At 62.2% G+C, this 26,671-nt stretch carries 24 protein-coding genes; 7 read left to right on the forward strand and 17 right to left on the reverse strand.

The window, feature by feature from the left end:
* Positions 1 to 660 carry a GntR family transcriptional regulator gene (locus BLQ55_RS05180; protein ID WP_092252751.1) on the reverse strand — a complete coding sequence of 220 codons (660 nt, stop codon included), beginning with the start codon at positions 658 to 660 and terminating at the stop codon, positions 1 to 3.
* Between the two features lie 370 nt (positions 661 to 1,030).
* Between BLQ55_RS05180 and xdhA the strand changes: the two genes are divergently transcribed.
* From xdhA to guaD, 4 genes are all read left to right on the forward strand, one after another.
* Positions 1,031 to 2,485, forward strand: coding sequence for a xanthine dehydrogenase small subunit (gene xdhA, locus BLQ55_RS05185; RefSeq protein WP_092252753.1), 1,455 nt, complete (start codon positions 1,031 to 1,033; stop codon positions 2,483 to 2,485).
* On the forward strand, positions 2,478 to 4,877 hold the full coding sequence (xdhB, locus tag BLQ55_RS05190; RefSeq protein ID WP_092197442.1) for a xanthine dehydrogenase molybdopterin binding subunit: 2,400 nt from the start codon (positions 2,478 to 2,480) through the stop codon (positions 4,875 to 4,877). Before xdhA ends, xdhB begins: the two co-directional genes overlap by 8 nt.
* Before the next feature lie 124 nt (positions 4,878 to 5,001).
* A complete protein-coding gene (xdhC, locus tag BLQ55_RS05195; protein ID WP_092252755.1) occupies positions 5,002 to 5,844 on the forward strand; it encodes a xanthine dehydrogenase accessory protein XdhC in 843 nt (280 codons plus the stop codon).
* Positions 5,845 to 5,863: 19 nt separating this feature from the next.
* Positions 5,864 to 7,168 carry a guanine deaminase gene (gene guaD, locus BLQ55_RS05200; protein ID WP_092197446.1) on the forward strand — a complete coding sequence of 435 codons (1,305 nt, stop codon included), beginning with the start codon at positions 5,864 to 5,866 and terminating at the stop codon, positions 7,166 to 7,168.
* Positions 7,169 to 7,299: 131 nt separating this feature from the next.
* Here guaD and BLQ55_RS05205 read toward each other — a convergent pair whose 3' ends face one another.
* Positions 7,300 to 8,064 (reverse strand): GntR family transcriptional regulator, encoded by a 765-nt coding sequence (locus tag BLQ55_RS05205; protein ID WP_003183531.1) that lies wholly within the window; start codon positions 8,062 to 8,064, stop codon positions 7,300 to 7,302.
* A 355-nt stretch (positions 8,065 to 8,419) separates the two neighbouring features.
* Here BLQ55_RS05205 and BLQ55_RS05210 point away from each other — a divergent pair, with 355 nt between their 5' ends.
* Positions 8,420 to 9,610 carry a benzoate/H(+) symporter BenE family transporter gene (locus BLQ55_RS05210; protein WP_092197448.1) on the forward strand — a complete coding sequence of 397 codons (1,191 nt, stop codon included), beginning with the start codon at positions 8,420 to 8,422 and terminating at the stop codon, positions 9,608 to 9,610.
* A gap of 169 nt (positions 9,611 to 9,779) precedes the next feature.
* Here the strand turns inward: BLQ55_RS05210 and BLQ55_RS05215 are convergent, their stop codons facing one another.
* Together BLQ55_RS05215 and BLQ55_RS32130 are read right to left on the reverse strand one after the other, a co-directional pair.
* On the reverse strand, positions 9,780 to 10,124 hold the full coding sequence (locus BLQ55_RS05215) for a YggL family protein (RefSeq protein WP_092197450.1): 345 nt from the start codon (positions 10,122 to 10,124) through the stop codon (positions 9,780 to 9,782).
* Positions 10,114 to 10,308 carry a hypothetical protein gene (locus tag BLQ55_RS32130; protein ID WP_139236193.1) on the reverse strand — a complete coding sequence of 65 codons (195 nt, stop codon included), beginning with the start codon at positions 10,306 to 10,308 and terminating at the stop codon, positions 10,114 to 10,116. Before BLQ55_RS32130 ends, BLQ55_RS05215 begins: the two co-directional genes overlap by 11 nt.
* A 47-nt stretch (positions 10,309 to 10,355) precedes the next feature.
* On the opposite strand from BLQ55_RS32130, the gene dacB reads away from it, so the two are divergent.
* Positions 10,356 to 11,822, forward strand: a complete 1,467-nt coding sequence (gene dacB, locus BLQ55_RS05220; RefSeq protein WP_092252757.1) for a D-alanyl-D-alanine carboxypeptidase/D-alanyl-D-alanine endopeptidase — start codon at positions 10,356 to 10,358, stop codon at positions 11,820 to 11,822.
* Between the two features lie 164 nt (positions 11,823 to 11,986).
* Here dacB and BLQ55_RS05225 read toward each other — a convergent pair whose 3' ends face one another.
* Both BLQ55_RS05225 and rlmKL read right to left on the reverse strand, forming a co-directional pair.
* Entirely contained in the window at positions 11,987 to 14,371 is a 2,385-nt protein-coding gene (locus BLQ55_RS05225) for a sensor domain-containing diguanylate cyclase (RefSeq protein WP_092252759.1), read from the reverse strand.
* A 143-nt stretch (positions 14,372 to 14,514) separates the two neighbouring features.
* Positions 14,515 to 16,785: a bifunctional 23S rRNA (guanine(2069)-N(7))-methyltransferase RlmK/23S rRNA (guanine(2445)-N(2))-methyltransferase RlmL gene (gene rlmKL / locus BLQ55_RS05230; RefSeq protein WP_092252761.1), complete on the reverse strand. Its 2,271-nt coding sequence runs from the start codon at positions 16,783 to 16,785 to the stop codon at positions 14,515 to 14,517.
* Between the two features lie 532 nt (positions 16,786 to 17,317).
* Here rlmKL and rmf point away from each other — a divergent pair.
* The gene (gene rmf / locus BLQ55_RS05235) at positions 17,318 to 17,533 is read left to right on the forward strand and encodes a ribosome modulation factor (RefSeq protein WP_003223300.1); all 216 of its coding nucleotides are present in this window, start codon (positions 17,318 to 17,320) and stop codon (positions 17,531 to 17,533) included.
* Positions 17,534 to 17,881: 348 nt separating this feature from the next.
* On the opposite strand, the gene BLQ55_RS05240 is transcribed toward rmf, so the two are convergent.
* The 11 genes from BLQ55_RS05240 to BLQ55_RS05290 all read right to left on the reverse strand — a co-directional run bounded on the left by BLQ55_RS05240 (position 17,882) and on the right by BLQ55_RS05290 (position 26,513).
* On the reverse strand, positions 17,882 to 18,901 hold the full coding sequence (locus tag BLQ55_RS05240) for a quinone-dependent dihydroorotate dehydrogenase (protein WP_060738457.1): 1,020 nt from the start codon (positions 18,899 to 18,901) through the stop codon (positions 17,882 to 17,884).
* 96 nt (positions 18,902 to 18,997) lie between these two features.
* A complete protein-coding gene (locus BLQ55_RS05245; protein WP_256326536.1) occupies positions 18,998 to 20,368 on the reverse strand; it encodes a hypothetical protein in 1,371 nt (456 codons plus the stop codon).
* A 41-nt stretch (positions 20,369 to 20,409) separates the two neighbouring features.
* A complete protein-coding gene (locus BLQ55_RS05250; protein ID WP_092252763.1) occupies positions 20,410 to 20,847 on the reverse strand; it encodes a hypothetical protein in 438 nt (145 codons plus the stop codon).
* Positions 20,837 to 21,538 carry an oxygen-regulated invasion protein OrgB gene (locus BLQ55_RS05255; protein ID WP_092252765.1) on the reverse strand — a complete coding sequence of 234 codons (702 nt, stop codon included), beginning with the start codon at positions 21,536 to 21,538 and terminating at the stop codon, positions 20,837 to 20,839. Before BLQ55_RS05255 ends, BLQ55_RS05250 begins: the two co-directional genes overlap by 11 nt.
* On the reverse strand, positions 21,510 to 22,076 hold the full coding sequence (locus tag BLQ55_RS05260) for a secretion system protein (RefSeq protein WP_092252767.1): 567 nt from the start codon (positions 22,074 to 22,076) through the stop codon (positions 21,510 to 21,512). The genes BLQ55_RS05255 and BLQ55_RS05260 overlap by 29 nt, the downstream gene beginning before the upstream one ends.
* Entirely contained in the window at positions 22,063 to 22,785 is a 723-nt protein-coding gene (locus tag BLQ55_RS05265) for an EscJ/YscJ/HrcJ family type III secretion inner membrane ring protein (RefSeq protein WP_092252769.1), read from the reverse strand. The genes BLQ55_RS05260 and BLQ55_RS05265 overlap by 14 nt, the downstream gene beginning before the upstream one ends.
* Positions 22,782 to 23,087, reverse strand: a complete 306-nt coding sequence (sctI, locus tag BLQ55_RS05270; RefSeq protein ID WP_092166692.1) for a type III secretion system inner rod subunit SctI — start codon at positions 23,085 to 23,087, stop codon at positions 22,782 to 22,784. The genes BLQ55_RS05265 and sctI overlap by 4 nt, the downstream gene beginning before the upstream one ends.
* Positions 23,088 to 23,147: 60 nt before the next feature.
* Positions 23,148 to 23,408, reverse strand: coding sequence for a type III secretion system needle filament subunit SctF (gene sctF, locus BLQ55_RS05275; protein WP_092252771.1), 261 nt, complete (start codon positions 23,406 to 23,408; stop codon positions 23,148 to 23,150).
* A 7-nt stretch (positions 23,409 to 23,415) separates the two neighbouring features.
* Positions 23,416 to 24,591, reverse strand: coding sequence for a PrgH/EprH family type III secretion apparatus protein (locus BLQ55_RS05280; protein ID WP_092252773.1), 1,176 nt, complete (start codon positions 24,589 to 24,591; stop codon positions 23,416 to 23,418).
* A 249-nt stretch (positions 24,592 to 24,840) separates the two neighbouring features.
* Complete coding sequence (locus BLQ55_RS05285) at positions 24,841 to 25,335, reverse strand: transglycosylase SLT domain-containing protein (protein ID WP_092252775.1); 495 nt, start codon at positions 25,333 to 25,335, stop codon at positions 24,841 to 24,843.
* A complete protein-coding gene (locus BLQ55_RS05290) occupies positions 25,332 to 26,513 on the reverse strand; it encodes a winged helix-turn-helix domain-containing protein (RefSeq protein ID WP_256326537.1) in 1,182 nt (393 codons plus the stop codon). Before BLQ55_RS05290 ends, BLQ55_RS05285 begins: the two co-directional genes overlap by 4 nt.
* Positions 26,514 to 26,671 lie beyond the last annotated feature (158 nt).

A 26,671-nucleotide genomic window follows, 5' to 3' on the forward strand; every position in this document is an offset into this window, starting at 1 on the left:
TCAGGCCGCCGTCAGGGCAGAAACCACCAGATCGCAACTGCGCTGGGCGTAGGCCGTGAGCACGATGCGGATCTGCGGCAAATCACGGGCCAGCACGGCGGCGAGCAAGCGCTGGAACAGGTCGAGGAATTCGCTCATTTCCGCCTTGCGCTGTTCCAGGGCCAGGAAATAGGCACGGCTCATGGCCGGTTGCAGGTTCTCGACGGTTTCCTGCAAGTACGGGTTGTTGGCAAAGGGATAGGCCGCGCGCATCACACTGAAGCTTTCATCGACGAAGGTGCGGATGTCCTGGCGCGCGTAGGCGTCCTGGAGGCGCTGCTGGATCGCCACGAACGGCGCCATGTCGGCCTGTTCTTTCCAGCCATGGGCCACGGCGTTGCCCAGCAGGATGTACAACTCGCTCATCAGCGCGCAGAGGCTGCGCACCTTGTGCTCGGTGAGTTCGGTGACGTGGGCGCCACGGCGCGGCAGGATCGCGATCAAATGGCGTCGTTCCAGGATCAGCAAGGCCTCGCGGACCGAGCCGCGGCTGACATTGAGCGCCAGCGTGACCTTCTGTTCCTGGATGCGCTCTCCCGGCTTCATTTCGCCGCGAATGATGCGTTCGGCGAGATGGTGGGCGATTTGCTCGGCGAGGCTGTCCGGGGCCTTGAACGTCATGGTTGTCCTTCAAACTCTTCGATCTGCACAGGCGGCGCAGTGTAGCGCACTCGATACGTCATGGCGCAGGGCCTGCAGGGGGTTTTTGGCACGATATAAGCAAAAAAGTTTGAGCTTTTCATCCTGAACCAAACCTGTGGGAGCGAGCTTGCTCGCGATGGCGGTGCACCAGCCGATGAACGCATCGACAGACCCGGCGCTATCGCGAGCAAGCTCGCTCCCACAATGGGTCCATACTGACCAAACACGGCAGTTGATCGACCAAACGAATTTTCCTGACCTTTAAGTCAGAAAATCATTGACCGAAAAGTCAGACCTGATAAATTCAGGCCCATGTCGATACAACAATAATGAGTCTGCGAGGCCTTCCGTGATCCAGTTTTTACTCAACCAGGAACTCCGTAGCGAGCACGCCCTGGACCCGAACCTGACCGTGCTCAACTACCTGCGCGAACATGTTGGCAAACCGGGCACCAAAGAAGGCTGCGCCAGCGGCGACTGTGGTGCGTGCACTGTGGTGGTGGGCGAATTGGAAACGGACGCGAATGGCCGCGAACGCATTCGCTACCGCAGCCTCAATTCGTGCCTGACCTTCGTCTCGTCCCTGCACGGCAAGCAGTTGATCAGCGTCGAAGACCTCAAGCACCAGGGCCAGCTGCACAGCGTCCAGCAGGCGATGGTCGATTGCCACGGTTCGCAGTGCGGTTTCTGCACACCGGGCTTCGTCATGTCGCTGTTCGCCCTGCAAAAAAACAACGAGCAGCCCGACGCCCACAAGGCCCACGAAGCCCTGGCCGGCAACCTCTGCCGTTGCACCGGCTACCGGCCGATCCTGGCCGCCGCCGAGCAGGCCTGCTGCGACAAGCAACCGGACCAGTTCGACGCCCGCGAGGCCGAGACCATCGCCCGCCTCAAAGCCATCGCACCGACCGAGACCGGCGAGCTCAACAGCGGCGACAAACGCTGCCTGGTACCGCTGACCGTGGCCGACCTGGCCGATCTCTACGACGCCTACCCCCAGGCGCGCCTGCTGGCCGGCGGCACGGACCTGGCCCTGGAGGTCACGCAATTTCACCGCCCCCTGCCGGTGATGATCTACGTGGGCAACGTCGCCGAACTCAAGCGCATCGAGCGTTTCGACGATCGCCTGGAGATCGGCGCCGCCACCGCCCTCTCCGATTGCTACGAAGCCCTGAAAGCCGAATACCCGGACTTTGGCGAACTGCTGCAACGCTTCGCCTCGCTGCAGATCCGCAACCAGGGCACCCTGGGCGGCAACATCGGCAACGCCTCGCCGATTGGCGACTCGCCGCCCCTGCTAATCGCCCTCGGCGCGCAAATCGTGCTGTGCAAGGGCCAGACCCGGCGCACCCTGGCCCTGGATGACTATTTCATCGACTACCGGGTCACTGCGCGCCAGGAAAGCGAATTCATCGAAAAGATCATCGTGCCCCGGGCCAGCACCGGACAGGCGTTCCGCGCCTACAAGGTGTCCAAACGCCTGGACGATGATATTTCCGCGGTGTGCGCGGCGTTCAACCTGCGCATCGACAACGGCGTGGTCCGCGACGCCCGCGTCGCCTTCGGCGGCATGGCCGCCACACCCAAGCGCGCCAAGCATTGTGAAGCGGCATTGATCGGCGCGCCGTGGACCGACAGCACCGTCGAACGCGCCTGCGCGGCCCTGGCCGAGGACTTCACGCCGCTGTCGGACTTCCGCGCCAGCAAGGAATACCGCTTGCTCAGCGCCCGCAACCTGTTGCGCAAATACTTCATCGAACTGCAAACGCCGCACATCGAGACTCGGGTGACCGCTTATGTCTAACCATCACGCCGTAGAAAAGACCCAGGCCGAACTGGCCGAGCTGTTCGCCCGTGACCTGACCACTGGCGTGGGCCGCAGCGTCAAGCATGACAGCGCCGCCAAGCATGTGTCCGGCGAAGCGCAGTACATCGATGACCGCCTGGAATTCCCGAACCAGTTGCACGTGTACGCCCGGCTGTCGGACCGCGCCCACGCCCGGATCATCCGCATCGATACCGCGCCCTGCTACGCCTTCGAAGGCGTGCGCATCGCCATTACCCATGCCGACATTCCGGGGCTGAAGGACATCGGCCCGCTGCTGCCCGGCGACCCGCTGCTGGCCATCGATGACGTGCAGTTCGTCGGCCAACCGGTGCTGGCCGTCGCCGCCAGGGACCTGGAAACCGCCCGCAAGGCGGCGATGGCCGCCATCGTCGAATACGAAGACCTGGAACCGGTCCTGGATGTGGTCGAAGCCCTGCGCAAGCGGCATTTCGTGCTCGACAGCCACACCCACCGACGTGGCGACTCGGCCACGGCACTGGCGAGCGCCGAACATCGCCTCCAGGGCTCGCTGCACATCGGCGGCCAGGAGCATTTTTACCTGGAAACCCAGATCTCCTCGGTGATGCCCACCGAGGACGGCGGCATGATCGTCTACTGCTCGACCCAGAACCCCACCGAAGTGCAGAAACTGGTGGCCGAAGTGCTGGGCGTGTCGATGAATAAGGTCGTGGTGGACATGCGCCGCATGGGCGGCGGCTTTGGCGGCAAGGAAACCCAGGCCGCCAGCCCCGCCTGCCTGTGCGCGGTCATCGCCCACCTCACCGGGCAACCGACCAAGATGCGCCTGCCCCGGGTCGAAGACATGCTGATGACCGGCAAGCGCCACCCCTTCTACATCGAATACGACGTGGGCTTCGACAGCCGCGGGCGCTTGCACGGCATCGCCCTGGAACTGGCCGGCAACTGCGGTTGCTCGCCGGACCTGTCGGCATCGATTGTCGACCGGGCGATGTTCCATGCCGACAACGCCTATTACCTAGGCGATGCCACCATCAACGGCCACCGCTGCAAGACCAACACCGCGTCGAACACCGCCTACCGGGGTTTCGGCGGGCCCCAAGGCATGGTCGCCATCGAAGAGGTGATGGATGCCATCGCCCGGCACCTGGGTCTGGATCCGCTGGCGGTGCGCAAGGCCAACTACTATGGCAAGACCGAACGCAACGTCACCCACTACTACCAGACCGTCGAGCACAACATGCTCGAGGAAATGACCGCCGAGCTTGAAGAAAGCAGCCAGTATGCCGAGCGCCGTGAAGCGATCCGCCGCTACAACGCCAACAGCCCGATCCTGAAAAAAGGCCTGGCGCTGACCCCGGTGAAATTCGGCATTTCGTTCACCGCCAGCTTCCTCAACCAGGCCGGCGCCTTGATCCACGTCTATACCGACGGCAGCATCCACCTCAACCATGGCGGCACCGAAATGGGCCAGGGCCTGAACACCAAGGTCGCCCAGGTGGTGGCCGAGGTGTTCCAGGTGGAAATGGATCGCGTGCAAATCACCGCGACCAACACCGACAAAGTGCCGAACACCTCGCCCACCGCGGCCTCCAGCGGCGCCGACCTGAACGGCAAGGCGGCACAGAATGCCGCCGAAACCATCAAGCGACGCCTGGTGGAGTTCGCCGCGCGGCAGTACAAGGTCAGCGAAGAAGACGTGGCATTCCACAACGGCCATGTTCGGGTGCGCGATCACATCCTGAGCTTCGAGGCGCTGGTGCAGCAGGCGTATTTCGCCCAGGTCTCGCTGTCGAGTACCGGCTTCTACAAGACCCCGAAAATCTACTACGACCGCAGCCAGGCCCGTGGCCGCCCCTTCTATTACTACGCCTATGGCGCAGCCTGTGCCGAGGTGATCGTCGACACCCTCACCGGCGAGTACAAGATGCTGCGCACCGACATCCTCCACGACGTCGGCGCCTCGCTGAACCCGGCCATCGACATCGGCCAGGTCGAGGGTGGTTTCATCCAGGGCATGGGCTGGCTGACCATGGAAGAGCTGGTGTGGAACGACAAGGGCAAGCTGATGACCAATGGCCCGGCCAGCTACAAGATCCCCGCCGTGGCCGACATGCCACTGGACCTGCGGGTCAAGCTGGTGGAAAACCGCAAGAACCCTGAAGACACGGTGTTTCACTCCAAGGCCGTGGGCGAACCGCCGTTCATGCTCGGTATCGCCGCGTGGTGCGCCATCAAGGACGCCGTGGCGAGCCTGGGGGATTACCGGCATCAACCGAACATCGACGCCCCGGCCACGCCGGAGCGGGTGTTGTGGGGGTGTGAGCAGATGCGAGGGTTGAAGGCGGTCAAGGCTGAGGAAGCTGAAGTCGAAGTGGCTTCGCTCTAGACCGTGGCGCGGCCGATCGCGAGCAAGCTCGCTCCCACAGGGTATTTGTGAACACCAACCCCATGTGGGAGCGAGCTTGCTCGCGATGAGGCCCGAACAGACAACAAAGATGTCGAGGTGGAATATGTACAACTGGATCAGCGCCCTCGCCGACCTGCAAACCCGCGGCGAACCCTGTGTGCTGGTGACGATCATCGAAGAACTCGGCTCCACCCCGCGCAACGCCGGTTCGAAGATGGTCATCAGCGCCAGCCAGACGTTCGACACCATCGGTGGCGGCCACCTGGAATACAAGGCCATGGAAATCGCCCGGAACATGCTCGCCAGCGGCCAGCGGAATACCCATCTGGAGCGCTTCAGCCTCGGTGCGAGCCTGGGCCAGTGCTGCGGCGGCGTCACCGTGTTGCTGTTCGAACCCATGGGCCAGGTCCAGGCGCAGATCGCCGTGTTCGGTGCCGGCCATGTCGGCCGCGCCCTGGTGCCACTGCTGGCGAGCCTGCCCTGCAAGGTGCGCTGGATCGATTCGCGGGCAGCGGAATTCCCCGAACACTTGCCCCACGGCGTGCACAAGATCGTCACCGAAGAACCACTGGATGAAGTCGACGAATTGCCCGCCGGCAGCTACTGCATCGTCATGACCCACAACCATCAGCTCGACCTGGAACTGAGCGCCGCGATCCTCAAGCGCAACGACTTTGCCTACTTCGGCCTGATCGGCTCGAAGACCAAACGGGTCAAGTTCGAACATCGCCTGCGCGATCGTGGTTTCGACAGCGCCACCTTGCAACGCATGCGTTGCCCGATGGGCATCGGCGAAGTCAAAGGCAAGCTGCCAGTGGAAATCGCCATCTCCATCGCTGGCGAAATCATCGCCACCTATAACGCCGATTTCGGCCAGCACACCGTGCGCGCCGAACCGATTGCCAAGCTGCTGCCGGCCTCGCGCCGCAGCCAGGCGAACCGTTGAACACTCGTTGAGAATCCCCATGCCCCTGACACGCAAAGCCTACCGCGCCGCCCTGCTCCACAGCCTCGCCGACCCGGCCGAAGTGGGTATCGAAGCGTCCTACGAATACTTCGAAGACGGTTTGCTGGTGGTGGAGAACGGCCAGATCAGTGCCGTCGGCCACGCCCATGACCTGCTGCCGACCCTGGCGGCGGATATCGAAATCGCCCATTACCCGGACGCGCTGATCACGCCAGGGTTGATCGACACCCACATCCACCTGCCGCAAACCGGCATGGTCGGCGCCTATGGCGAGCAACTGTTGGACTGGCTCAACACCTACACCTTCCCTTGCGAAAGCCAGTTCGCCGACAAGGCCCACGCCGATGCGGTGGCGGACATTTTCGTCAAGGAATTGCTACGCAACGGCACCACCACCGCGCTGGTGTTCGGCAGCGTACATCCGCAGTCGGTGAATGCGTTTTTCGAAGTGGCCCAGAAGCTCGACCTGCGGATGATCGCCGGCAAGGTCATGATGGACCGCAACGCCCCGGACTACCTGACCGACACCGCCGAATCCAGTTACACCCAGAGCAAGGCGCTGATCGAGCGCTGGCACGGCAAGGGCCGGCTGCACTACGCCGTGACCCCACGCTTCGCGCCCACCAGCACCCCGGAACAACTGGCCCTGGCCGGTCAGTTGCTGGGGGAATACCCCGACTTGTACATGCAGACTCACATCAGCGAGAACCTGCAGGAAGTGCAGTGGGTCAAGGAACTGTTCCCGGAGCGCAAGGGTTACCTGGACGTCTACGATCATTACCAATTGCTCGGCGAGCGCTCGGTGTTCGCCCACGGCGTGCACCTGTGCGACGACGAATGCGCGCGCCTGGCCGAGACCGGTTCGGCCATCGCCTTCTGCCCGACCTCGAACTTTTTCCTCGGCAGCGGCCTGTTCAACCTGCCGATGGCCGAGAAGCACAAGGTGAACGTAGGGTTGGGCACGGACGTCGGTGGCGGCACCAGTTTTTCGCTGTTGCACACCCTGAACGAAGCCTACAAGGTGATGCAGTTACAAGGGGCGCGGCTGAGCCCGTTCAAGTCGCTGTACCTGGCCACCCTCGGCGGCGCCCGGGCCCTGCGCCTGGAGGACAAGATCGGCACGTTGCAGCCGGGGACGGACGCGGACTTCCTGGTTTTGGACTACAACGCCACACCGCTGCTGAGCTATCGCCTCAAGCAGGCCAAGGACATTGCCGAGCGGTTGTTCGTGTTGATGACGCTGGGGGATGACCGGACGGTGGCGCAGACGTATGCGGCCGGTAAATTGGTGCATCAGCGGTAGATTTTTATTGCCTGCCAAATCGCCAATCGCGAGCAGGCTCGCTCCCACAGGGGTTATGTGTACAACACAAATCCACTGTGGGAGCGAGCCTGCTCGCGATGAAGGCGACTCGGTATAACTGGCTCAACCCATCAGAGCTTGGCCGTCGACCGCCCCGGTTTCTTGCTCTGCAACAAATGCGAGAACACCGCGTGCAAGTCATCCGACGCGCTTTCTTCGTCGAGGTTGAGCTTGCTGTCGATGTGGTCCATGTGATGCATCATCAGGTCCACCGCCAACGTCGCATCGCGCGCCTCGATGGCGTCGATCAACTGGGTGTGTTCGTCGTAGGAACAGTGGGAGCGGTTGCCGCTTTCGTACTGGGCGATGATCAGCGACGTCTGGGACACGAGGCTGCGCTGGAAACTGATCAGCGGGGCGTTCTTCGCCGCTTCGGCCAGCTTGAGGTGGAACTCGCCCGACAAACGGATGCCGGCACCGCGGTCGCCACGGGAAAAACTGTCGCGCTCATCGCTGACCATCTGCCGCAGCTCAGCCAGCTGTTCGGCCGTGGCATGCTGCACCGCCAGTTCGGTGATCGCCCGCTCCACCAGGCGCCGCGCCATGAACACCTGGCGGGCCTCCTCGACACTGGGGCTCGCCACTACGGCACCGCGATTGGGCCGCAGCAACACCACGCCTTCGTGGGCCAGGCGTGACAATGCCCGGCGAATGATCGTGCGGCTGACCCCGAAAATTTCCCCCAGCGCCTCTTCGCTCAACTTGGTACCGGGCGCCAGGCGTTGTTCGAGGATGGCCTCGAAGATATGTGCATAGACAATATCGTCCTGGGTTCCGCTGCGGCCGGCTTTACCAGCTCGCGGTTGTTTCTTGAGGGGCTGCAACTGTTCGTTCATGGGCACTCGAGTCGGGAGAACTGCGGCGAATTGACCGTGACTGTAATACGGCACAGCGGGTCGCTGGCAAGTATCGCGTAAAAAACAGCTCGATTGTACACAACCTCTGATGGCAACACGACTGTACGACTGTTTGCGGGCATAGCTGTATTGCAATCGGCAGTTGGGTTGAGTTTAGGCTTAAACCCACCATTCTGTGACACCTGTGGGAGCAAGACTTGTGGGAGCAAGGCTTGCCCGCGATGAACGACAACGCGGTCCTTTGACAGACCGAATCGTCTGCATCGCGAGCAAGCTTTGCTCCCACAGGCCTTGCTCCCACACGCATAATCTATAACAAGGAACATCACCCACCATGACCGAAGTCACGACCACGCCACTTCGCCCACTGGCCGATACCTCGCCTTCGGCCATCGTCGCCGGGTTCATCGCGATGATGACCGGCTACACCAGTTCCCTGGTGCTGATGTTCCAGGCCGGACAGGCGGCCGGGCTGACCAGCGGGCAGATTTCCTCGTGGATCTGGGCGATTTCCATTGGCATGGCCGTGTGCTCCATCGGGTTGTCGCTGCGTTATCGCACGCCGATCACTATCGCCTGGTCGACACCCGGCGCGGCGCTGCTGATCACCAGCCTGGGCGGTGTGAGTTACGGCGAGGCCATCGGCGCCTATATGACCTGCGCGGTCCTGGTGACGATCTGTGGCCTGACCGGCAGTTTCGAGCGCCTGGTCAAGCGCATTCCGGCCTCGCTGGCGGCGGCGTTGCTGGCGGGCATCCTGTTCAAGATCGGCAGCGAGATCTTCGTCGCCACCCAGCATCGCACCGGCCTGGTGCTGGGGATGTTTTTCACTTACCTGATCGTCAAGCGCCTGTCCCCTCGCTACGCGGTATTGGCAGCATTGTTGATCGGCACGGCGCTGTCCGGGCTGCTGGGGCTGCTGGACTTCAGCGGCTTCGCCCTGGAAGTCGCGACGCCGGTCTGGACCACGCCGCACTTCTCCCTGGCGGCCACCATCAGCATCGGCATTCCGTTGTTCGTGGTGGCGATGACCTCGCAGAACATGCCCGGCATCGCCGTACTGCGGGCCGACGGCTACAACGTACCGGCCTCGCCACTGATCACCAGCACCGGCATTGCCTCGCTGCTGCTGGCGCCGTTCGGCTCCCATGGCATCAACCTGGCCGCCATCAGCGCAGCCATCTGCACCGGGCCCCAGGCCCATGAAGATCGCAACAAGCGCTACACGGCAGCGATCTGGTGCGGGATTTTCTACGGGATTGCCGGGGTGTTCGGCGCGACGCTGGCCGCGTTGTTCGCGGCACTGCCCAAGGAACTGGTGCTGTCCATCGCGGCCTTGGCACTGTTCGGCTCGATCATCAATGGCTTGAGCATCGCCATGAGCGAAGTGAAGGAACGGGAAGCGGCGCTGATCACCTTCATGGTCACGGCGTCGGGGCTGACGCTGTTCTCCATCGGTTCGGCGTTCTGGGGGATTGTGGCGGGGGTGTTGACCCTGGTGATTCTGAACTGGCGTAGCGCTTGAAAGCATCGCGAGCAAGCTCGCTCCCACAGGAGATTTGGGGTGTTCATGCGCCCCTTGTGGGAGCGAGCTTGCTTGCGAAGGCGGCCTGAAGGTCACTCAATACCCAACAGACAGGCACAAAAAAACCGGCCCCCAGACGGGCAGCCGGTTTCGGAACATCATCGAACCATCAAGCGACCGGATTGATCGGCTTTTCCGGGTACCAGACGTCCATCAGCGGGCTGACTTCCACGCTGGTCAGCTCAGGACGGGCCTTGAGCCAGGCTTCGACGGCAGCGCGCTGCGCTTCGGTGACCGAGCCACGCTTCTGCAGGCAAACCAGACCGAAGTCGTCGCCGCCGACGTAACCCAGGCCGTTGGCTTCCATGGCTTCTTTCAGGAACGCGTCGAGGAAAGCGTCAATAGCCTCATCGGCCAGATCTTCTTTGAAATCCAGGTTCAGTTCGAAACCCAGCTCTTGAAATTCATCCACGCACAGTTTTTTGCGCAGACGCTGGGAACGGTTAGTCGCCATTGGAACAATCCTCATAAGTAATAACGGCCGGCACTTTACCAGTTTGATGCGTCGATTGCCCGACTGATCGGGCGTATCGGCCTACCGTCGGTAAAAAATAGCAGCCGAAGGGCTCAGGCACGGCCCAAGCCGTCGCGGCTTGGGGCATAATGCCGACACTTTCATGACCGTTGAGGACGTTCATTTTCATGTCCTCGTTTTTTCCCCCTCGCCCGTAGGGTTCTATTTCAAATGATCAAATCTTTGCGTCCACTGCTTCTGGCCAGCCTTCTTCTTCCCCTGGCCCTCCCTGTCACCGCCCACGCCGCCACGATCAACACTGCCCTGTCGCCCAATGTGCAAAAGGCCCTCAAGGCCAGCAAACTGCAGGATGACGCCCTGTCCCTGGTGATGGTGCCGCTCAATGGCCCCGGCACTCCGACGCTGTACAACGCCGACGTTTCGGTCAACCCCGCGTCCACCATGAAACTGGTGACCACCTACGCGGCCCTGGAAATGCTCGGCCCCAATCACCAGTGGAAAACCGAGTTCTACACCGACGGCACCCTCAGCAGCGGGATTCTCAACGGCAACCTGTACCTCAAGGGCGGCGGCGATCCCAAGCTGAACATGGAAAAACTCTGGCTGCTGATGCGCGACCTGCGGGCCAACGGCGTGCAGCAGATCACTGGCGACCTGGTCCTGGACCGCAGTTTCTTCATCCAGCCGCAACTGCCCGAGTTCAACGACGACGGCAACGACGAAAACAAGCCGTTCCTGGTCAAGCCCGACTCGCTGCTGGTCAACCTCAAAGCCCTGCGCTTCGTCGCCCGCAATGACGGCGGCCGGGTGCTGGTGTCGGTGGAACCGCCGATCGCCAGCATTCGCATCGAAAACCAGGTCAAGGCGGTCAATTCCAAGCAATGCGCCGGCGGCGTGCGCTACAACCCGGTGCCACAGGCGGACGGCAGCGTGACGGTGACCGTCGGGGGCCAGCTCGGTGACGGTTGCAGCTCCCAGACCTACCTGTCGCTGCTGGACCATGCCACCTACACCGCTGGCGCGGTGCGGGCGATCTGGAAGGAACTGGGCGGCAGCATCCAGGGCAAGGACCGCCTGGCGGCGACTCCGGGCAACGCCAAGTTGCTGGCCCGGGCGTTCTCCCCGGACCTGGCGGAGATCATCCGCGACATCAACAAATACAGTAACAACACTATGGCCCAGCAACTGTTCCTGAGCCTCGGCGCGCAGTTCCGTAACGAAGCCGATGGTGATGACGCCAAGGCGGCGCAACGGGTGGTGCGCCAGTGGCTGGCCAAGAAAGGCATCACTGCGCCGCACCTGGTGATGGAGAACGGCTCCGGCCTGTCCCGCGCCGAACGGGTCAGCGCCCGGGAAATGGCGGCGATGCTGCAAGCCGCCTGGCGCAGCCCGTATTCGGCGGAGTTCATCAGTTCGATGCCGATTGCCGGCACCGACGGCACCATGCGCAAACGCCTGAAGACCACTGCCATGGCGGGCGAGGCCCACGTCAAGACCGGCACCCTGAACACCGTCCGCGCCATCGCCGGCTATAGCCGCGACATCAATGGCAACACCTGGGCGGTGGTCGCGATCCTCAACGATCCGAAGCCATGGGGCGCTTCATCGGTGCTGGACCAAGTGCTGCTGGACCTGTACCGCCAGCCGAAACTGCCGCAGACGGCTTCGGTGCTCTGACCCAGCGCAAAACCCAATGTGAGAGCGAGCTTGCTCGCGATTCGGTCGGCCAGATAGGGATGTGACTGGCCTGGCGCTATCGCGAGCAAGCTCGCTCCCACAGGGGATTTGCGTCGTACACAAATTCTGCGCCCACTTTGACCCCATGGGCCCAGCCAAAATAGCTAACCCAGCTGCGTCTCGACCCGATCCCGCCCGGCCTGCTTGGCCGCGTACACACCCGAGTCGGCCCTGAGCAGCAACGCATCGGCACCCTCCCCGGCGCGCCAGGTGGCGATGCCGAAACTGGCGGTGACCACCCCCACCTCCTCGATGGGCGCAGCCCGCAAGCCTTCCCACAGTTCCAGGGCCAGGGAATAGGCGCTGTCGCTGTCAGTGTCCGGGCACAGCACCACGAACTCTTCCCCACCCAACCGGCAGAACACATCGGTGCGGCGCAACCGTTGGGCGATGCGCTGGCAGACCGCCTGCAATACCCGGTCGCCCACCGCATGGCCGTGTTGGTCATTGATGCGCTTGAAGTGATCGATGTCGAGCATGATGACCGCCAGCCCACCGGAACCGCGCTCGACCCGGGCCATTTCCGAGGTCAGGCGCTCCTGGAAATAGCGGCGATTGCGAATGCCGGTCAGGGCGTCGGTCACGGACAACGCTCGCAGTTCTTCTTCCACGCGCTTGAGGTCGGAAATATCCGAGATATAGCCGTGCCACAACACGCCCCCGCCAGGCAACTCCTCGGGCGTGGCCTCGCCACGCACCCAACGCAGGCCGCGCAAAGGCAATTGCACCCGGTACTCTTCACGCCACGGGCTCAAGGTGTGGGCCGAAGCACCGATCGAAGCCCGGACGCGCGCACTGTCCAAAGGGTGGATACGCGAAAAAATCGCCTCGGCGTTCTGCACCAGGACATCGGGCTCCAACTCATAGATGTCGCGGATGCCGTCGCTGGCATAGATCACGCTGAAGCGACCATTGAAGTCCATCTTGAACTGGTAGATCCCCCCAGGCACATGAGCACTGAGCTTTTTCAACAACAGGTCACGGGCCGCCAGCGCTTCGTGGACGCGCTTGCGTTCGGTGACGTCGATGCAGATTGCCAGGTGCCCGACCCACAGCCCCTGCTCATCGAGCATGGGGGTGGCGAGCATGTTCACGGTCAGGTGGCTGCCATCGCGGCGTACCAGGGTCCATTCCCGCGCCTGCTGCCCACCCTGCTCACCGCCCTCGAGCAGCATCGCATGGCAGGTGGGAATCGGTTTGCCAAAACGTGCGCCGAGCTGGGCGGCCCGGGCCTGGAGTTCTCGCGGCACATGCAGGCTCTCCAGGGTCATGCTTTGCAGCACCTCGCAACTCGGGTAGCCGAGCATCTGTTCGGCGCCGACGTTGAAGGTGGTGATGACTCCGCGCAGGTCAGTGGCGATGATCGCGACCTGGGTCGCGGCATCCAGCACGCCGCGCAATTGGCCATGAGTACCGCGCAGCTCCTGCTCCCGGGCGCGCAGTTCACGGGTACGTTGCTCGACCAGCTTCAAGGCCCGCTGCCGCTGGCTGACCAGCACATAGAGCAAGGCACTGAGCAGCAGGCTGAGCAAGCCGCCGAGTACCACCGTGCCGGTGACCGAAGAACGATTGGTCGACAGGAACACCCGGCTGGGCCGCAACTCCACCCGGTAGTCGCGATCGGCCAGGCGTAACAGGCGGATCGACGACAAACCACCGTCACCCGGCGCGTCGAGGGAATCGAACAGCACATCCCCCGGGTCGTCCGTGGACGGGTCCAGAACACGCATCGAAAGGTTGTCATGACCTGCGGTCGGCAAGCCATCGCCCACCAGCTGGCGCATGTCGATACCCGCCACCACGTAACCGAACGGTTCCTTGGCCGACGCTCGGGTGACCGGCGCCACCAGCAGCACGCCACGGGCGAAGTCCGGTCCGACCCCCATCAGGTCCAACGGCTGCGAGACCACCACGGTGCCAAGCAAACGCGCTCGCTCGAGCGCGGCCCGACGCAATGGATGGGAAAGCAGATCGAACCCCAGGGGGGACATCGAGAGCGGCAGGCTCTGGAGGTACAGCACCGGCACGTACTCGTCCCGCTCGGCGGCACGCCGCAGGCCGCCGCTCTCGTCGGCCTCGCGGATGGCAAAGGTGTCGTCTCCCTGGCCTCGCGTCTCTTGTTCGAAGGATTGTCGCAGGTCCCGAGAGACCCGGGGCGCCCAGGCGAAGGCCAGGGTGCGCCGCAACAGCGGTTCGACGTAGCCGTGAAACTCCGCGTTGGAAACCTCTACCGAATTGGCAAAGAACCGCCGCAAACCATCGAGACGTTGTTCCTCGTCCTGGAAGCGTTCTTCGATGCGGCTGAAGCGCTCCTCGGCTTGCAACTCGAAGCGCTGGCGCAGTTGCTGATTGAACAGGTTCGTCATCGCCCAGCTCAGCAAGCCGGTCAGGAAAATGCCGGCCAGCAGCACCAGCAAAGCCACCAGCCAGGCCGACACATCTTCGCTGATAAAGCCCAGGATCCTGGGGCGCACCTGATGCAATGCCATAAACACAACTCAGAATGGAGCCAGGCATAGGCACAGCCCTGGACACTGCCTAAGTTATAGCTATTAGCCATTACTTTGACCAGCCCCAAAATGCGGCTGGAAGCCTTGAATTACAAGGCTTCATGGATCCAATCAGCCTTCGATCAACGGGCCATGATCTTCCAGGCACGGTGGATCTTGCCGTTGCGGGCAAAATCCGGATCAATGGTCTTGGCGGTGATATCCTCCACCGCGTAGCGCTCACCGAGATTGCCCTCGAGCTGGAACTTGCGGAAGTTGTTGGAGAAATACAGCACACCGCCCGGGGCCAGGCGTGCCATGGCCAGGTCCAGCAACTGGACGTGGTCGCGCTGCACATCGAACACGCCTTCCATGCGCTTGGAGTTGGAGAAGGTCGGCGGGTCGATGAAGATCAGGTCGTACTCGTCACGACTGGCTTCCAGCCAGGCCATCACGTCGCCCTGTTCCAGGCGGTTCTTGTCGGAAAAACCATTGAGCGACAGGTTGCGCCGCGCCCAGTCCAGGTAGGTTTTCGACAGGTCGACACTGGTGGTGCTCCGAGCGCCACCCTTGGCAGCGTGGACGCTGGCGGTCGCGGTGTAGCAGAACAGGTTGAGGAAGCGCTTGCCGGCCGCCTCTTTCTGGATCCGCAGGCGCATCGGCCGATGATCCAGAAACAGCCCGGTGTCCAGGTAGTCGGTGAGGTTGACCAGCAGCTTCACGCCGCCTTCGTTGACCTCGGTGAACTTGCCCTGGGCGCTCTGGCGCTCGTACTGCTTGGTGCCGCTCTGACGCTCGCGGCGCTTGATCACCACACGGTTCTTGTCGACGTTCAGTGCCTGGGGAATGGCCGCCAGGGCGTCGAACAAGCGGGCCGAGGCCTTTTCCGGGTCGATGGACTTGGGCGCGACGTACTCCTGGACGTGAACCCAGTCGTGGTACAGGTCGATGGCCATGGAATACTCCGGCATGTCGGCATCGTAGACCCGGTAGCAGTCCACACCTTCACGCTTGGCCCATTTACTCAGCAACTTGAGGTTCTTTTGCAGGCGATTGGCGAACATCTGCCCGCCTTCGCTCAACCGCGCCTGCTCGACCACCGGGGCCGGTGCCGGAGCCGGTTTGATCGGGTTGCCGTTCTTGTTGTACTGGCGCTCTTGCGGTACTTCAGGGGCCTGATCGTAGGCGGCCTGTTCGCGCTCGGCCTGGCGTTGCTCCGGGGTGCGACGCTCGCCGGTGACGAACTGATCCGGCAGGACCTTGATCAACAGCAGCTTGCACGGCAAGGCGCCGTTCCAGAACGAATACTGCTTGTGGCTGCGAATGCCCATGCGCTTGCCCAGGTCTGGCGCGCCGGTGAACACCGCCGCCTCCCAGTTCAGGCAGGCCTGGCGCAGACGCTCGCCGAGGTTCTGGTAGAGGTAAAGCAGGCTGGCTTCGTCGCCCAGACGCTCGCCGTACGGCGGGTTGCAGATCACCAGGCCTTTCTGGTTCTGGTCCGGACGCGGCTCGAAGGTGGCGACTTCGCCCTGGTAGATCTTGATCCACTCGCTCAGGCCCGCACGCTCGACGTTGTTGCGGCCCGGCTGGATCAGCCGTGGGTCGGCTTCGTAGCCGCGAATCCACAGCGGCGGCTTGGCCAGCCCGGCGGCGGCGCGGGCGGTGGCCTCTTCGTGGAGTTTCTTCCACAACGCCGGCACATGGCCCAGCCAGGCGGTGAAGCCCCACTGCTGGCGACGCAGGTTCGGCGCCATGTCGGCGGCGATCATGCCTGCTTCCACCAGGAACGTGCCGACACCGCACATCGGGTCGGCCAGCGCGCCGCCCTCAGCGGCAATGCGCGGCCAGCCGGCGCGGATCAGGATCGCGGCGGCGAGGTTTTCCTTCAGCGGCGCTGCGCCTTGCTGCAGGCGATAACCGCGCTGGTGCAGGCTGTGGCCGGAAAGGTCGAGGGAGAGGATCGCTTCACCGCGGTCCAGGCGCAGGTGGATGCGCAGGTCCGGGTTGAGCTTGTCGATGGACGGCCGCTCGCCCGTCGGGGTGCGCAGCTTGTCGACGATGGCGTCCTTGACCTTCAAGGCGCCGAAGTGAGTGTTGTCGATGCCCGAGCCATGGCCGCTGAACTCCACCGCCAGGGTACCATCGGCCAGCATATGGTCTTGCCAGTCGACATCCAGCACACCGTGGTACAGGTCTTCGGCGTCCTTCATCGGGAAGCGCTTGAGCACCAGCAGCACGCGGTTGGCCAGGCGCGACCACAGGCACAGGCGATAGGCCGTTTCCATATCGGCCATGCCGCGCACGGCCGAGGTGTGCTCGCGCGCCTCTTCAAGGCCAAGCCCGACGGCTTCCTCGATCAGCAGGCCTTCGAGGCCCTTGGGGCAGGTGAGGAAGAGTTCGAAACGATCGGACATGGGATTTCCAGAGCCTTTGGCTAAGTGGGCCGGGCAACGCATTGCCGGGCCGGGTTCAGTCAGGTGCTTTTCTCAAGAGCACCCGCGTGGCACGAATGTGTGCCGTGCCGCCCTCGCCGCTCAGGTTAAAAGAGCTTTGATGCGAAGGCAGGTAAAAAATTCTGTGCAACAAATTGTGAAAACTCGCCCCTTTCGTCGAATAGTACCCGAGTGCAACGGGAGGACATTCTCATTCAAGGGAAACCAGTCCCCTTTGGCGCAGGGCCGATCATACAGGGGTCTTGCTCAAAAGCGGTCAACGAACATGAAGTTACTTATCGCCCTAACATCTTTATTGTTACGTGCTTATGACAAAACGATCATTCCATCCCTGTGACGCTTTGGTTAGAACTCAACACAGGTTGACGTCGCAACGGCGTCAACAACCTCGGCTCGTCACGCCGGCAACGAGCCACCAACGGCAGAATGATTCTGCCCCGGCCTCGATAGAGGTCGACGCTAAGTAACAGTCAACAAGTGAGGGAAACACCCTATGAGAAGACTTAAGCGTGATCCGTTGGAAAGAGCATTTTTACGTGGTTACCAATATGGCGTTGGTGGTAAATCCCGTGAGCTTTGCCCCTTTACTCTACCGTCGGTACGTCAAGCCTGGATCAATGGCTGGCGAGAAGGACGCGGCGACAACTGGGACGGTATGACCGGCACTGCGGGTATCCACAGACTCAACGAACTTCACGCCGTCGGCTGACACAGGGCTTAATACTCAAGAACTCGACAATTTGACACCCATATCGATTTAACCACGCACGTCCCATCCGGACGGCGGGCTACGGCCCAGGGGGCTCCTTCGAGGAGCCCTTTTTAATGCTTGGGGTTTATGTCATTGCCTGAGCTGCGAACACCTTTGTGGCGAGGGAGCTTGCTCCCGCTGGGCTGTGCCCTGTAGGAGCTGACGAGTGCAACGAGGCTGCGATCTTGCTCCAGACAATTGAGTCGAGAGCGAACGATCAGGATCAAAAGATCGCAGGCTGCGCCAGCTCCTACAGAGTCCAGCGGGAGCAAGCTCCCTCGCCACAGGGTTCCACCCAGCCTTAAGTCAACCCAACGCCGCAATGGCATCCACCGACTCACGGATCAGCGCCGGCCCTTTATAGATAAAGCCCGAATAGATCTGCACCAGGCTCGCCCCGGCGGTGATCTTCTCGGCGGCATGCTTGCCTTCGGTAATCCCGCCCGCCGCGATGATCGGCAAGCGCCCCGCCAATTCAGCGGCCAGCACCTTCACGGTGTGGGTGCTCTTGTCACGCACCGGCGCGCCAGACAAACCACCCGCCTCGTCACCGTGTTCCAGCCCTTCGACACCTTCGCGCCCCAGGGTCGTGTTGGTGGCGATCACCGCGTCCATGCCCGTTTCGATCAGGGCCTGGGCCACCTGGGTGGTCTCCTCGTCGGTCATGTCCGGGGCGATCTTGATCGCCAGTGGCACATGCCGGCCGTGGGTCAATGCCAGTTCCGCGCGGCGCCGGGCCAGGTCGGCCAGCAATTGCTTGAGGGAATCACCGAATTGCAGGCTGCGCAGCCCCGGGGTGTTGGGGGAGCTGACGTTGACGGTCACGTAGCTGGCGTGGGCATAGACCTTGTCCAGGCAGATCAGGTAGTCGTCGACGGCCCGCTCCACTGGCGTGTCGAAGTTCTTGCCGATGTTGATGCCCAGCACACCCTGGTACTTGGCCGCTGCGACGCGAGCCAGCAGGTTGTCTACACCCAGGTTATTGAAACCCATGCGATTGATGATCGCCTCGGCTTGCGGCAGGCGGAAGATCCGTGGCTTGGGGTTGCCCGGCTGTGGTCGTGGGGTAACGGTGCCGATTTCGACGAAACCGAAACCCAACTGGGCGAAGCCGTCGATGGCCGCGCCATTCTTGTCCAGGCCCGCCGCCAACCCGACCGGGTTGGGAAACGCCAGGCCCATGACCGTCACCGGCAACTTCGCCGGCGCCTTGCACAGCAAACCGTTGAGGCCCAAACGTCCGCCCGCGCCGATCAGGTCCAGGGACAGATCGTGGGAGGTTTCCGGGGAAAGTTTGAACAACAGCTGACGGGCCAGGGTGTACATGGGCGGGTTTGACTCGATCGACGAAATGAGGCGCGGATTATAGCCGGGGTGAAGGGATGGGAGCGAGCAGCCGATGGCGGCTGCTCCCGGGTTGAATCAAGACGTGGTCGTTTCCTGCAGAGTATAGGTATTGCCGGTTTGTTTCAGGTTGGCAAAGATGAGTGGAAAATAAAGAACCGTCATCATTATGGCGAAACAGCCATTGAGCATACGGCCCTGGGTATCGTCTCCGAACTGGGATTCACTCAATATGGCCGCTATCGCACCTAGGAACAGGGTGAGAGTATGCCCAAACGATAGACGTACCCCCGCAACATTCACGAATGCATCGGCCAATTGCGTTCTGGTGGGCCACTGAACACCAGCGCGCACCTCCAAGGCCACTTGTTGTAAAGACTCAGGATCAGGAAAGACCGAATCCAGTCCTCGTTGGGGCGAAAGCACATGCCAACTTTTGCAGACAATCAAGGTAGCCACATCGGCTACCATTCCGAGCGCGTTCAGCCCGGCTTGAATAGCGTCCGCCCCGAAATCGTGACCAAGCTCCCCGGCTGCCCTGGCAGGCCCACTCAATGGCATGGCCTTTCCCAGTTCCGCCAAAGCAAATTGACCTGCGCCATAAGCCGCTGCTGTCACCGCGGTTGACGCTGCGTTCGCCGGACCTGCGTTGTCTTTCAAAGGAAAGAAGGATTGAGCCACCGCCCGAGCCATGATGTAGACGACTCCACCGGTCAATGTTGGGAAAAGCTTTGACGCCGCTCCCGTGAGAACGGCTCCAACTGTGCTTCCCATCACCGCAATCGCCATGCATAAACTCCCCAGCCGAGACTTCCAGGTCGCCTCCCCCGCAACCTCCCTGCGGATAGCCCCCATCAGCGTCAACGCTGGTCCTGTCATCGCCAGCGCAACGGTCGCCCATGCCCGCGTGGCCTCAGGTGTATCACCTTCGCGCAGAGCGTGTTCGACGTGATAGCCAACGTACTGGCGCAAACAGGTGGCCAGCGCAATGATCAAGCCCGTGTGCCCAGCGACATTCAGCAGATTGAGCCCTGGCCCTTTGGCGGCCTCGAGCAGTTCCATGCCAGCCTCAAGCACTACCTTCAAGCGATCTTTAAGGTTTCCGGTGCTTGCGGTTCCTTCATCGATGAAGTCAAAAATCTCGCTTCTTTCAGACTTGGGGGGCAACGTGCCCTCGTTAACGAAGTCGTTAATTTGGAAGTCTATATCCAGATCTTTCTGCCCCAGATGAATGGAGAGGCTCCCCAGTTCAGTGTCTACTGCACGATCTAACTGTTCAAAACCCACTGCGATATGCTTAGGCGATCCCAATTGGTTCAGTTCAAAACTCGAAGTGTCCAGCGCTCCAGCGTCAAGCGTCGCTAACGCCCCTGCCGAAGCATTTGAAGATGAAACGAAGTCGCTCTGGGCTGCGCTCGTAGAAGTTCTCGCCTCTTGTCCAATTCGCATGGTTGTTTCTCCTTATTTTCATGTAAACCATCAATAATTTTTCACCACTCACTCATCTCCCAAGCCTCATCCCCCATAGGCTGAAACACATCCCGCATAAACCCTTTAACAAACAGATCCACCGCAAACGCCAGGCCATTGGCACCGCTGACCTCCCGGTAAAGCTGCGACTTTTCCAACCCCTGGTCCTTCAACCGAACCAGCACCTGCAGCGTGACCGCCATCAGCGCTTGCGCGGTGGGATAGGCCGCCGTTTCTCCGTCCGCTCCCCGCAGGGCGCGGAGGAATTCATGGATGGCCTTCTCACCCTGCCCTTCCATCGCCAGCAGCACCTGATACAGATGCTCGAACTCAGGGTCCGGGCGTTTGCCCTGGCGCGTCCCCTGATGGGCCGCCAACAGGCGCGACTCCAGGCTCTGCACCGCAGCATCCGCGCCGCGCTCAAAGGCGATTGGAGCGATCGACGATTCAATCTTCATGGTCGTGCATCGCCTCGGCTGCCTGCCCGGTGAAGCTTGAGCACAACGCTTCAAGCGCCTGGGTCGCCCCTTGATCCAGGACGCGAACCGTCTCCGGCAACTGCGCAATGCGCGCCATCAAGCGGGGCTCCAGGCGTTGCCGGGTGGCTTCAACGTCGAACTCCAGCAGTTGATCGCCAAGCCGCAGCACGTAGCGGTTGTGCGGGTGGTAGTGCACGAGCAGGTCGCCGGTCCACAACGGGCGCAGGCGTTCGCGCCATTCATCGCCGCGTTCCCGGCAATGCTGCGGCAACAGCAGGTGCAGTACCGCGCCCGTCTCGCCCGGTTGCGCGGTAAGCCAGCGCTGGAGCATTTCATCCAGCCACTGGGGTTGCTCCAGGGCTTGGGCGAGCAGGTCCCGGGCAGCCTGAGCCAGCGCGTTGCGCAATTGCAGGCCCAGCGATTGTCCGTTCCGCAAGCCTTCGGCCAGATGCCCGGTGGCGCGCAGAATGCCTTCGGCATACCCCCGTTGGAATGCCTCGGCATGCAGCGCTTGCGCATCGCGCTGAGCCTGCTCGATGCACTCACGCGCCCGACGCCGGGCTTCGAGTTGCAAGGCATGGCGACGACGGGCGGCGACGATGTCTTCGCGAGCCAGGCGCACGTCTTCGCCCACAGGCAGGTCAGCCAGGGAGCGGATGGAATCGAGCATGCTGTACCGCCAGAAAGAAAAGGGTTGGGTCGGGTTGCGTGAGCGGCCAGTGCCGCTGCAATTGCACGACAGGCGCGGAGAATTGCAGGGCCAGGCGTTCGAGCAACGGCGCGGGGACCTGTTCGTGCCAGCTCCACAGGGCATTTAGGCCGGCCGCTTCGACCTGCTCCATTGAAACGGCGGGACACTGGAGTGCGAGGTCGCCTCGAAGGCCCAGGCTGTAACTGGCGAATCGCCGGACCGGCATTGGCAGGCACGCCAACGCCGCGCCCCGAGCCAAACCGTGCCGCAAGCGATAGGCGCCCAGCAGCCAGGCGATGTAGGGCAACTGCCACCAATGACGAACCCATTGTTTCGCCACGCCACTTAACCTAATCGACGGCCACGGCCCTTGCAGTTGCAGCCCCTCGAGCACGATCCGGTTGAGCACGCTGCGCGCCTGGGGCCCGTCGAATCCCGACGGCAGCACCAGGTGCCGAGGGTGCAGATACCCCAGGGGCTCGGCGAGAATCCCTTGCAAGCGGTCAATGTCCGACATCACGCCGCCCTGCCCTGGCCTGTCGATAAGCCCTGGCACCGCCGCCAACCAACAGCAATCCCCCCGTCGCGGCCAGCAGCCACGGCCAATTCGACGCACCCCGGGAGACGATCGCGGTCGGCGCCACATGCTGGGTCTCGGAGCGCCTGGACAGCACCACCGAAACGTTCTCGTATTGCACGGCGGCAAAGCTGTTCTTGAGGAAGCGCTTGATGTCGGTAATGAGCAACTGCGGTTCGACATCCCGCTCATGCACCACCAGCGCCGCGAGATGAACAGGCGGCGACTTGCGCCCACCCTCGCCTGCATCCAGGTCGTAACTGACATGGACCCGGGCTGAAACCACGCCTTCGAGTATCGCCAGCGACTGTTCGATACGCTGCTCCAACGCCGAGTACAACCGGGCTTTTTCCGCACGGGGCGAAGCCACCAAGGCGTCGCTGGGGAACATTTCGGCCACCTGCAGGCGTGGCCGGGAAGGCAGCGAATAGAGATTGAGCAGGTCGACGGCGGCGGAAAAATCCAACGGGTCGATCTTCACCGCGTAGCCGGCTTTGCCGGTGTCGATTTTCACCGCCGTGATGTTGTTGCGTTGCAGGACCGACAGCACTTCATTGGCCTGGTGCTGGTCCAGCCCTTCCAGCAGAGTCGGCTGGCGACAGCCCGACAGCAGCAGGCACGACAACAGCAGCAAGACAACCGGCCTCATGACGCACGCAACAGGGTTTCTGCGGTGCCGACCGCCTTGCGCACCAGCACGTTGAGCAAATTAATATCCACGTTGTATTGCCCTGTCAGCTCCTGCAGTTGGGCCAATACCTCGGGGTTGCCGATGTCCGGACGCTGCAGCAACTGGTTAATGGCCGCGACCTCGCGCCCGCTGTCCACGGCCGAAGCGGCAAACGCCCCGATCAACCGCGCTTCAAGGGAAACGACTGGGCCTTCCTGCGGACCGTCCAGTTCAACGAGGCTCGCACCGTGGACAAGGGCAGGAGAAAAATTGGTAGACATACGATGCACTCATGAAAAGGGCCATCGTCTCGGGCGATGGCCGGTCGAAAGTAACCCGCGTCAACGAGCCGCCTGGATGATCGCCATGTCGATATCCTTGAAACCCTTGATCGTGTTGGTCTGGGCGTTGCGAAAAACCGTGTACGACGAAAACGCCGTCTGGTAGGCCGCCAGTAGCCCCGGGTCCGAAGCATCGTTCTTGAGCTTTTCCAGCGCAGTGTCCAAGGCCTCCTTGAGCTTCTGCGCGCCGTCTTCAAATGCCTTCGCTTGGTCGCCGAGAAAATCATCGGGAAATGTGATGGGGAGTCCGATACCAGCCATGCGTCACCTACTCTGTCTGATTTAGAAAATGCCAGGACGAGGACCCCGTCTTGACGTAGCCCTGGGGGCCGGTTTGAAACGACTTGCCTTTGAGCGAGTCGTCCTTGAGCGCGACAGTGAAATGCACGTAGCGATCACCCCATTGCCGGTAAAAACTGTCGACATACTGGCGAGCGGCGGCCAGTTCGGAATCCTGCAGGTTGCCCTCGACGGCGAATGTGACGCCGTCCTCGTGCTCGACCCGATTGAAGGCCAGTGCAAGACGCTGCAAACCGGCCTGTGCAAGACCGACCAGCAGTTGGTCATCCTGTTCTTGCAGCAGGACGCCGCGGGCATAAGGCGCCGCCGCGCGCAACGTATCAATCAGGCTTGCCTGCCGGTCGGGCGTCAGCAGGTTGCGTTGCCCACTGAGTAGCAGGCGCGGCAACGCTGGATCCCTGAGATCGAGGAAATGCCAGGCCAATTGCGGATCGTGGTCGATCAACACCTGCTCCAGTCGGCGGCGCTCCTGATCCGTCACCAACACCCTGCCGTCCAGGGTGCCGTGGCGCGCCAGCACCTGTCGGCTCCAACCGGCATCACGCTCGGAAGCCACGAACACGTAGACCGAACGATCACGCCCCGGCAGCACCTGGACCTGCGCACTGGCGCCGCCAATCAACGCACGGACATCGGTTTCAGGCACGGTCCACGGCACGGTCCAGAGACCGACCACTACGACCGACGCCATCAATGCCAGCCCACAGCCGGCCCAGCGCAGCCAGTGACCACGGCCATCGATGAACGCAGTGGCAGCGGTTGGCGACAAGGGGGATGGGTCGAGACACTCGGCACGCCAAGCTTGATCCTCGGGACGCAAGGCAATGTGCAAGGCACCGATCTGCACCCGGGTCTGAAACCCGCAGTGGCGTACCGCGACTGAATCGCCGAGCAGCCGCACCGGCAAGCCGTCCGCCGTGGCCTGGTCGGCCAGCACCTCGAAATTACAGCCGCCCGCCTCCAGAGGAACGAAGATGGCTTCCTCGGGAACGCTGGCCCCTGGCGCGCCGTTCCCGAGCCAATCCACAGGCCCGACCACGAACAGGGTCGGGCCTTCGCCAAGCGGGAATTCGCAGCCTTGCAACGGACCATTGAGTATCCGCAGAACGCAAGGCTGTAGCGTGGTGGCCGTCGGGACTGTCACCGTCCAAGCTCCAGGGCAATGGAATGAGCCGCCATGGTAGGCACCCCGAAAACAGGCTTCCTGATCGAAATCTGCCGGTTGCGCCTTGCAGGGGATCAGATTCCCGTGTCGACCTTTTCAGGAAGTATCACGCCCCTGCGGCAGGCTCATTGTGACGAGGGAGCTTGCTCCCGCTGGGGCGCGAAGCGGCCACAGAACCTGGCGACACAATAGGGCCACCTGTTAAGTGATTTTGGGAGGGCTGTTCGCTCATCCACCTGACACATCGACCAACGATCGCTCTGGCTGGCCCTGGGTCAGCACTCGATAGCGCCGCCAGACCTTGCGCGCGTAGCGCAATCGCGCGACCTGGCGATGAGGTGAGTTGCCGGCGTTGTAGGCGCCGACCGCCGTCCAGTTATAGCCGTAGCGTGCGATGAATCCGGCCAGTACCTGTGCACCGACTTCCACCGACAGGCAAGGCTCCTGCAACAGACGCTGCTCGGTGATGCCCTGGGCCTTCAATCGAGGCAGGTGAATACTGTTGATCTGCATCAGGCCGATATCGCGGGTGCCATTGCTGTTGTGGTGGACGGCATCCGGCAGCATGTCCGACTCGACTGCGGCAATCGCTTGCAGCAACTCGGGTTCGATGGCATGCAATTGCCCCGCCTCGCTCCAGCACCAGGCCTGCGCCTGGGTCATGCCCAGTCCCAGGCCAAGGTACATCGGCAGGCATAGCCATTTGTTCCGGCGCCGCTTCATGCCAGGCGCCGCTCGCTGATCCACGTCAGCTGTTCATGAATGCGCACTCGCAGGATCTGCGCCCGGACACAGCCCGAATCAAGTTGCAGACACTGCTCGATCATCCGCGCCGCCTGCTCGTTGCGTTGCCAGAACCAGTGATGCCAGGCCTGAAAATACAGCACGTCAACCTGATCGGCCGACCACAGGCAGCGACGGAACAGCACCTGGGCCGCTTGCTCGCAGCCGCGCAAACTGGTGAGCAATGCCAGGCGCATCAATGCCGGGATGCTGCCCGGGTCCAGCGCCAAGGCATTGGAAACCGCCGAATTCGCCTCTTCGATTGCGCGCTCTGGGTCCCCCAGGCCCATCATCGCCTGCCCCAGCCACACATCCGCCAAACCACACCAGGGCGGCGCGTACCCGGCGTCGAGTTTCAAACACTGCCTGAACAGCACCTGGGCATGGCGCAGGCTTTGTACTGTGTGCTGTTGCACACTGCACAACCCATTGAGATACGCCACCGCCACCGGATAGGACCCGCAGCGATCACCGACAGGGCGCAGCCCCGGTACGTGCTGGGCAACCAGGCATGTCAACGCACCCAGTGCCTCCCCCGGATCCCAGGCATCCAGCGTCTGACCGTGCAGCAAGGCCTGGTCGCGTCCCCGAATCAACTCGATCGACCAGTGCTGCAACCCGCCCGCACCGATAAAACGACCGTTCAAGCAGTAATCCGCCGACAACTGTCCGGCCAACGACCGCAGGTCGTCCGAAGCCCCGCAAGCCGCGATCAGCCCCGAGGGAATGACATGCAATGCCTCGCCGAACGCCGTGGTCAGTTGGCGGATCATCAGATCCTGCAGATCCAGCGCCGCGATCTCGTCCAGATTGCGAAACGGCAAAACCGCCAGCGAAGGCGCCACCGCCCTCGCCTCGCCCGGTACGTCGAGCTCGACCACGGAACCGGTGAACCGATAACCCTGGCCGTAAACCGTCGCAATGTAGCCCTTGTTCTCCTTGAACAACTTGCGCAACGCATAGATACAACGGGTCAAAGACTCCTCCGCCGCATCCATCCGGGGCCAGACCCGGTCCAGCAAACAATCCTTGCTGACCACCGTGCCCGCCGACATCAACAACAGGCGCAGCACGTGCAGCTCTTTGGGTGGAACATGAACGCCTTGTCCATCTCGCATCAGCGTTCCATCGCTTTGCAATAGCCAGTGGTCAAAAACGAATGACTTGACCGGCGGTTGATCAGTTGCACTGTCCATACTTTGAAACTTCTCTATAGAAAGTTACTGAAGCGCGATCGAGCCTGTCGGGTAGACAGGCTCGGGATGACGAGCTGCTT

This window comes from Pseudomonas sp. NFACC13-1, assembly GCF_900104425.1.
GTDB lineage: Bacteria > Pseudomonadota > Gammaproteobacteria > Pseudomonadales > Pseudomonadaceae > Aquipseudomonas > Aquipseudomonas fluorescens_AA.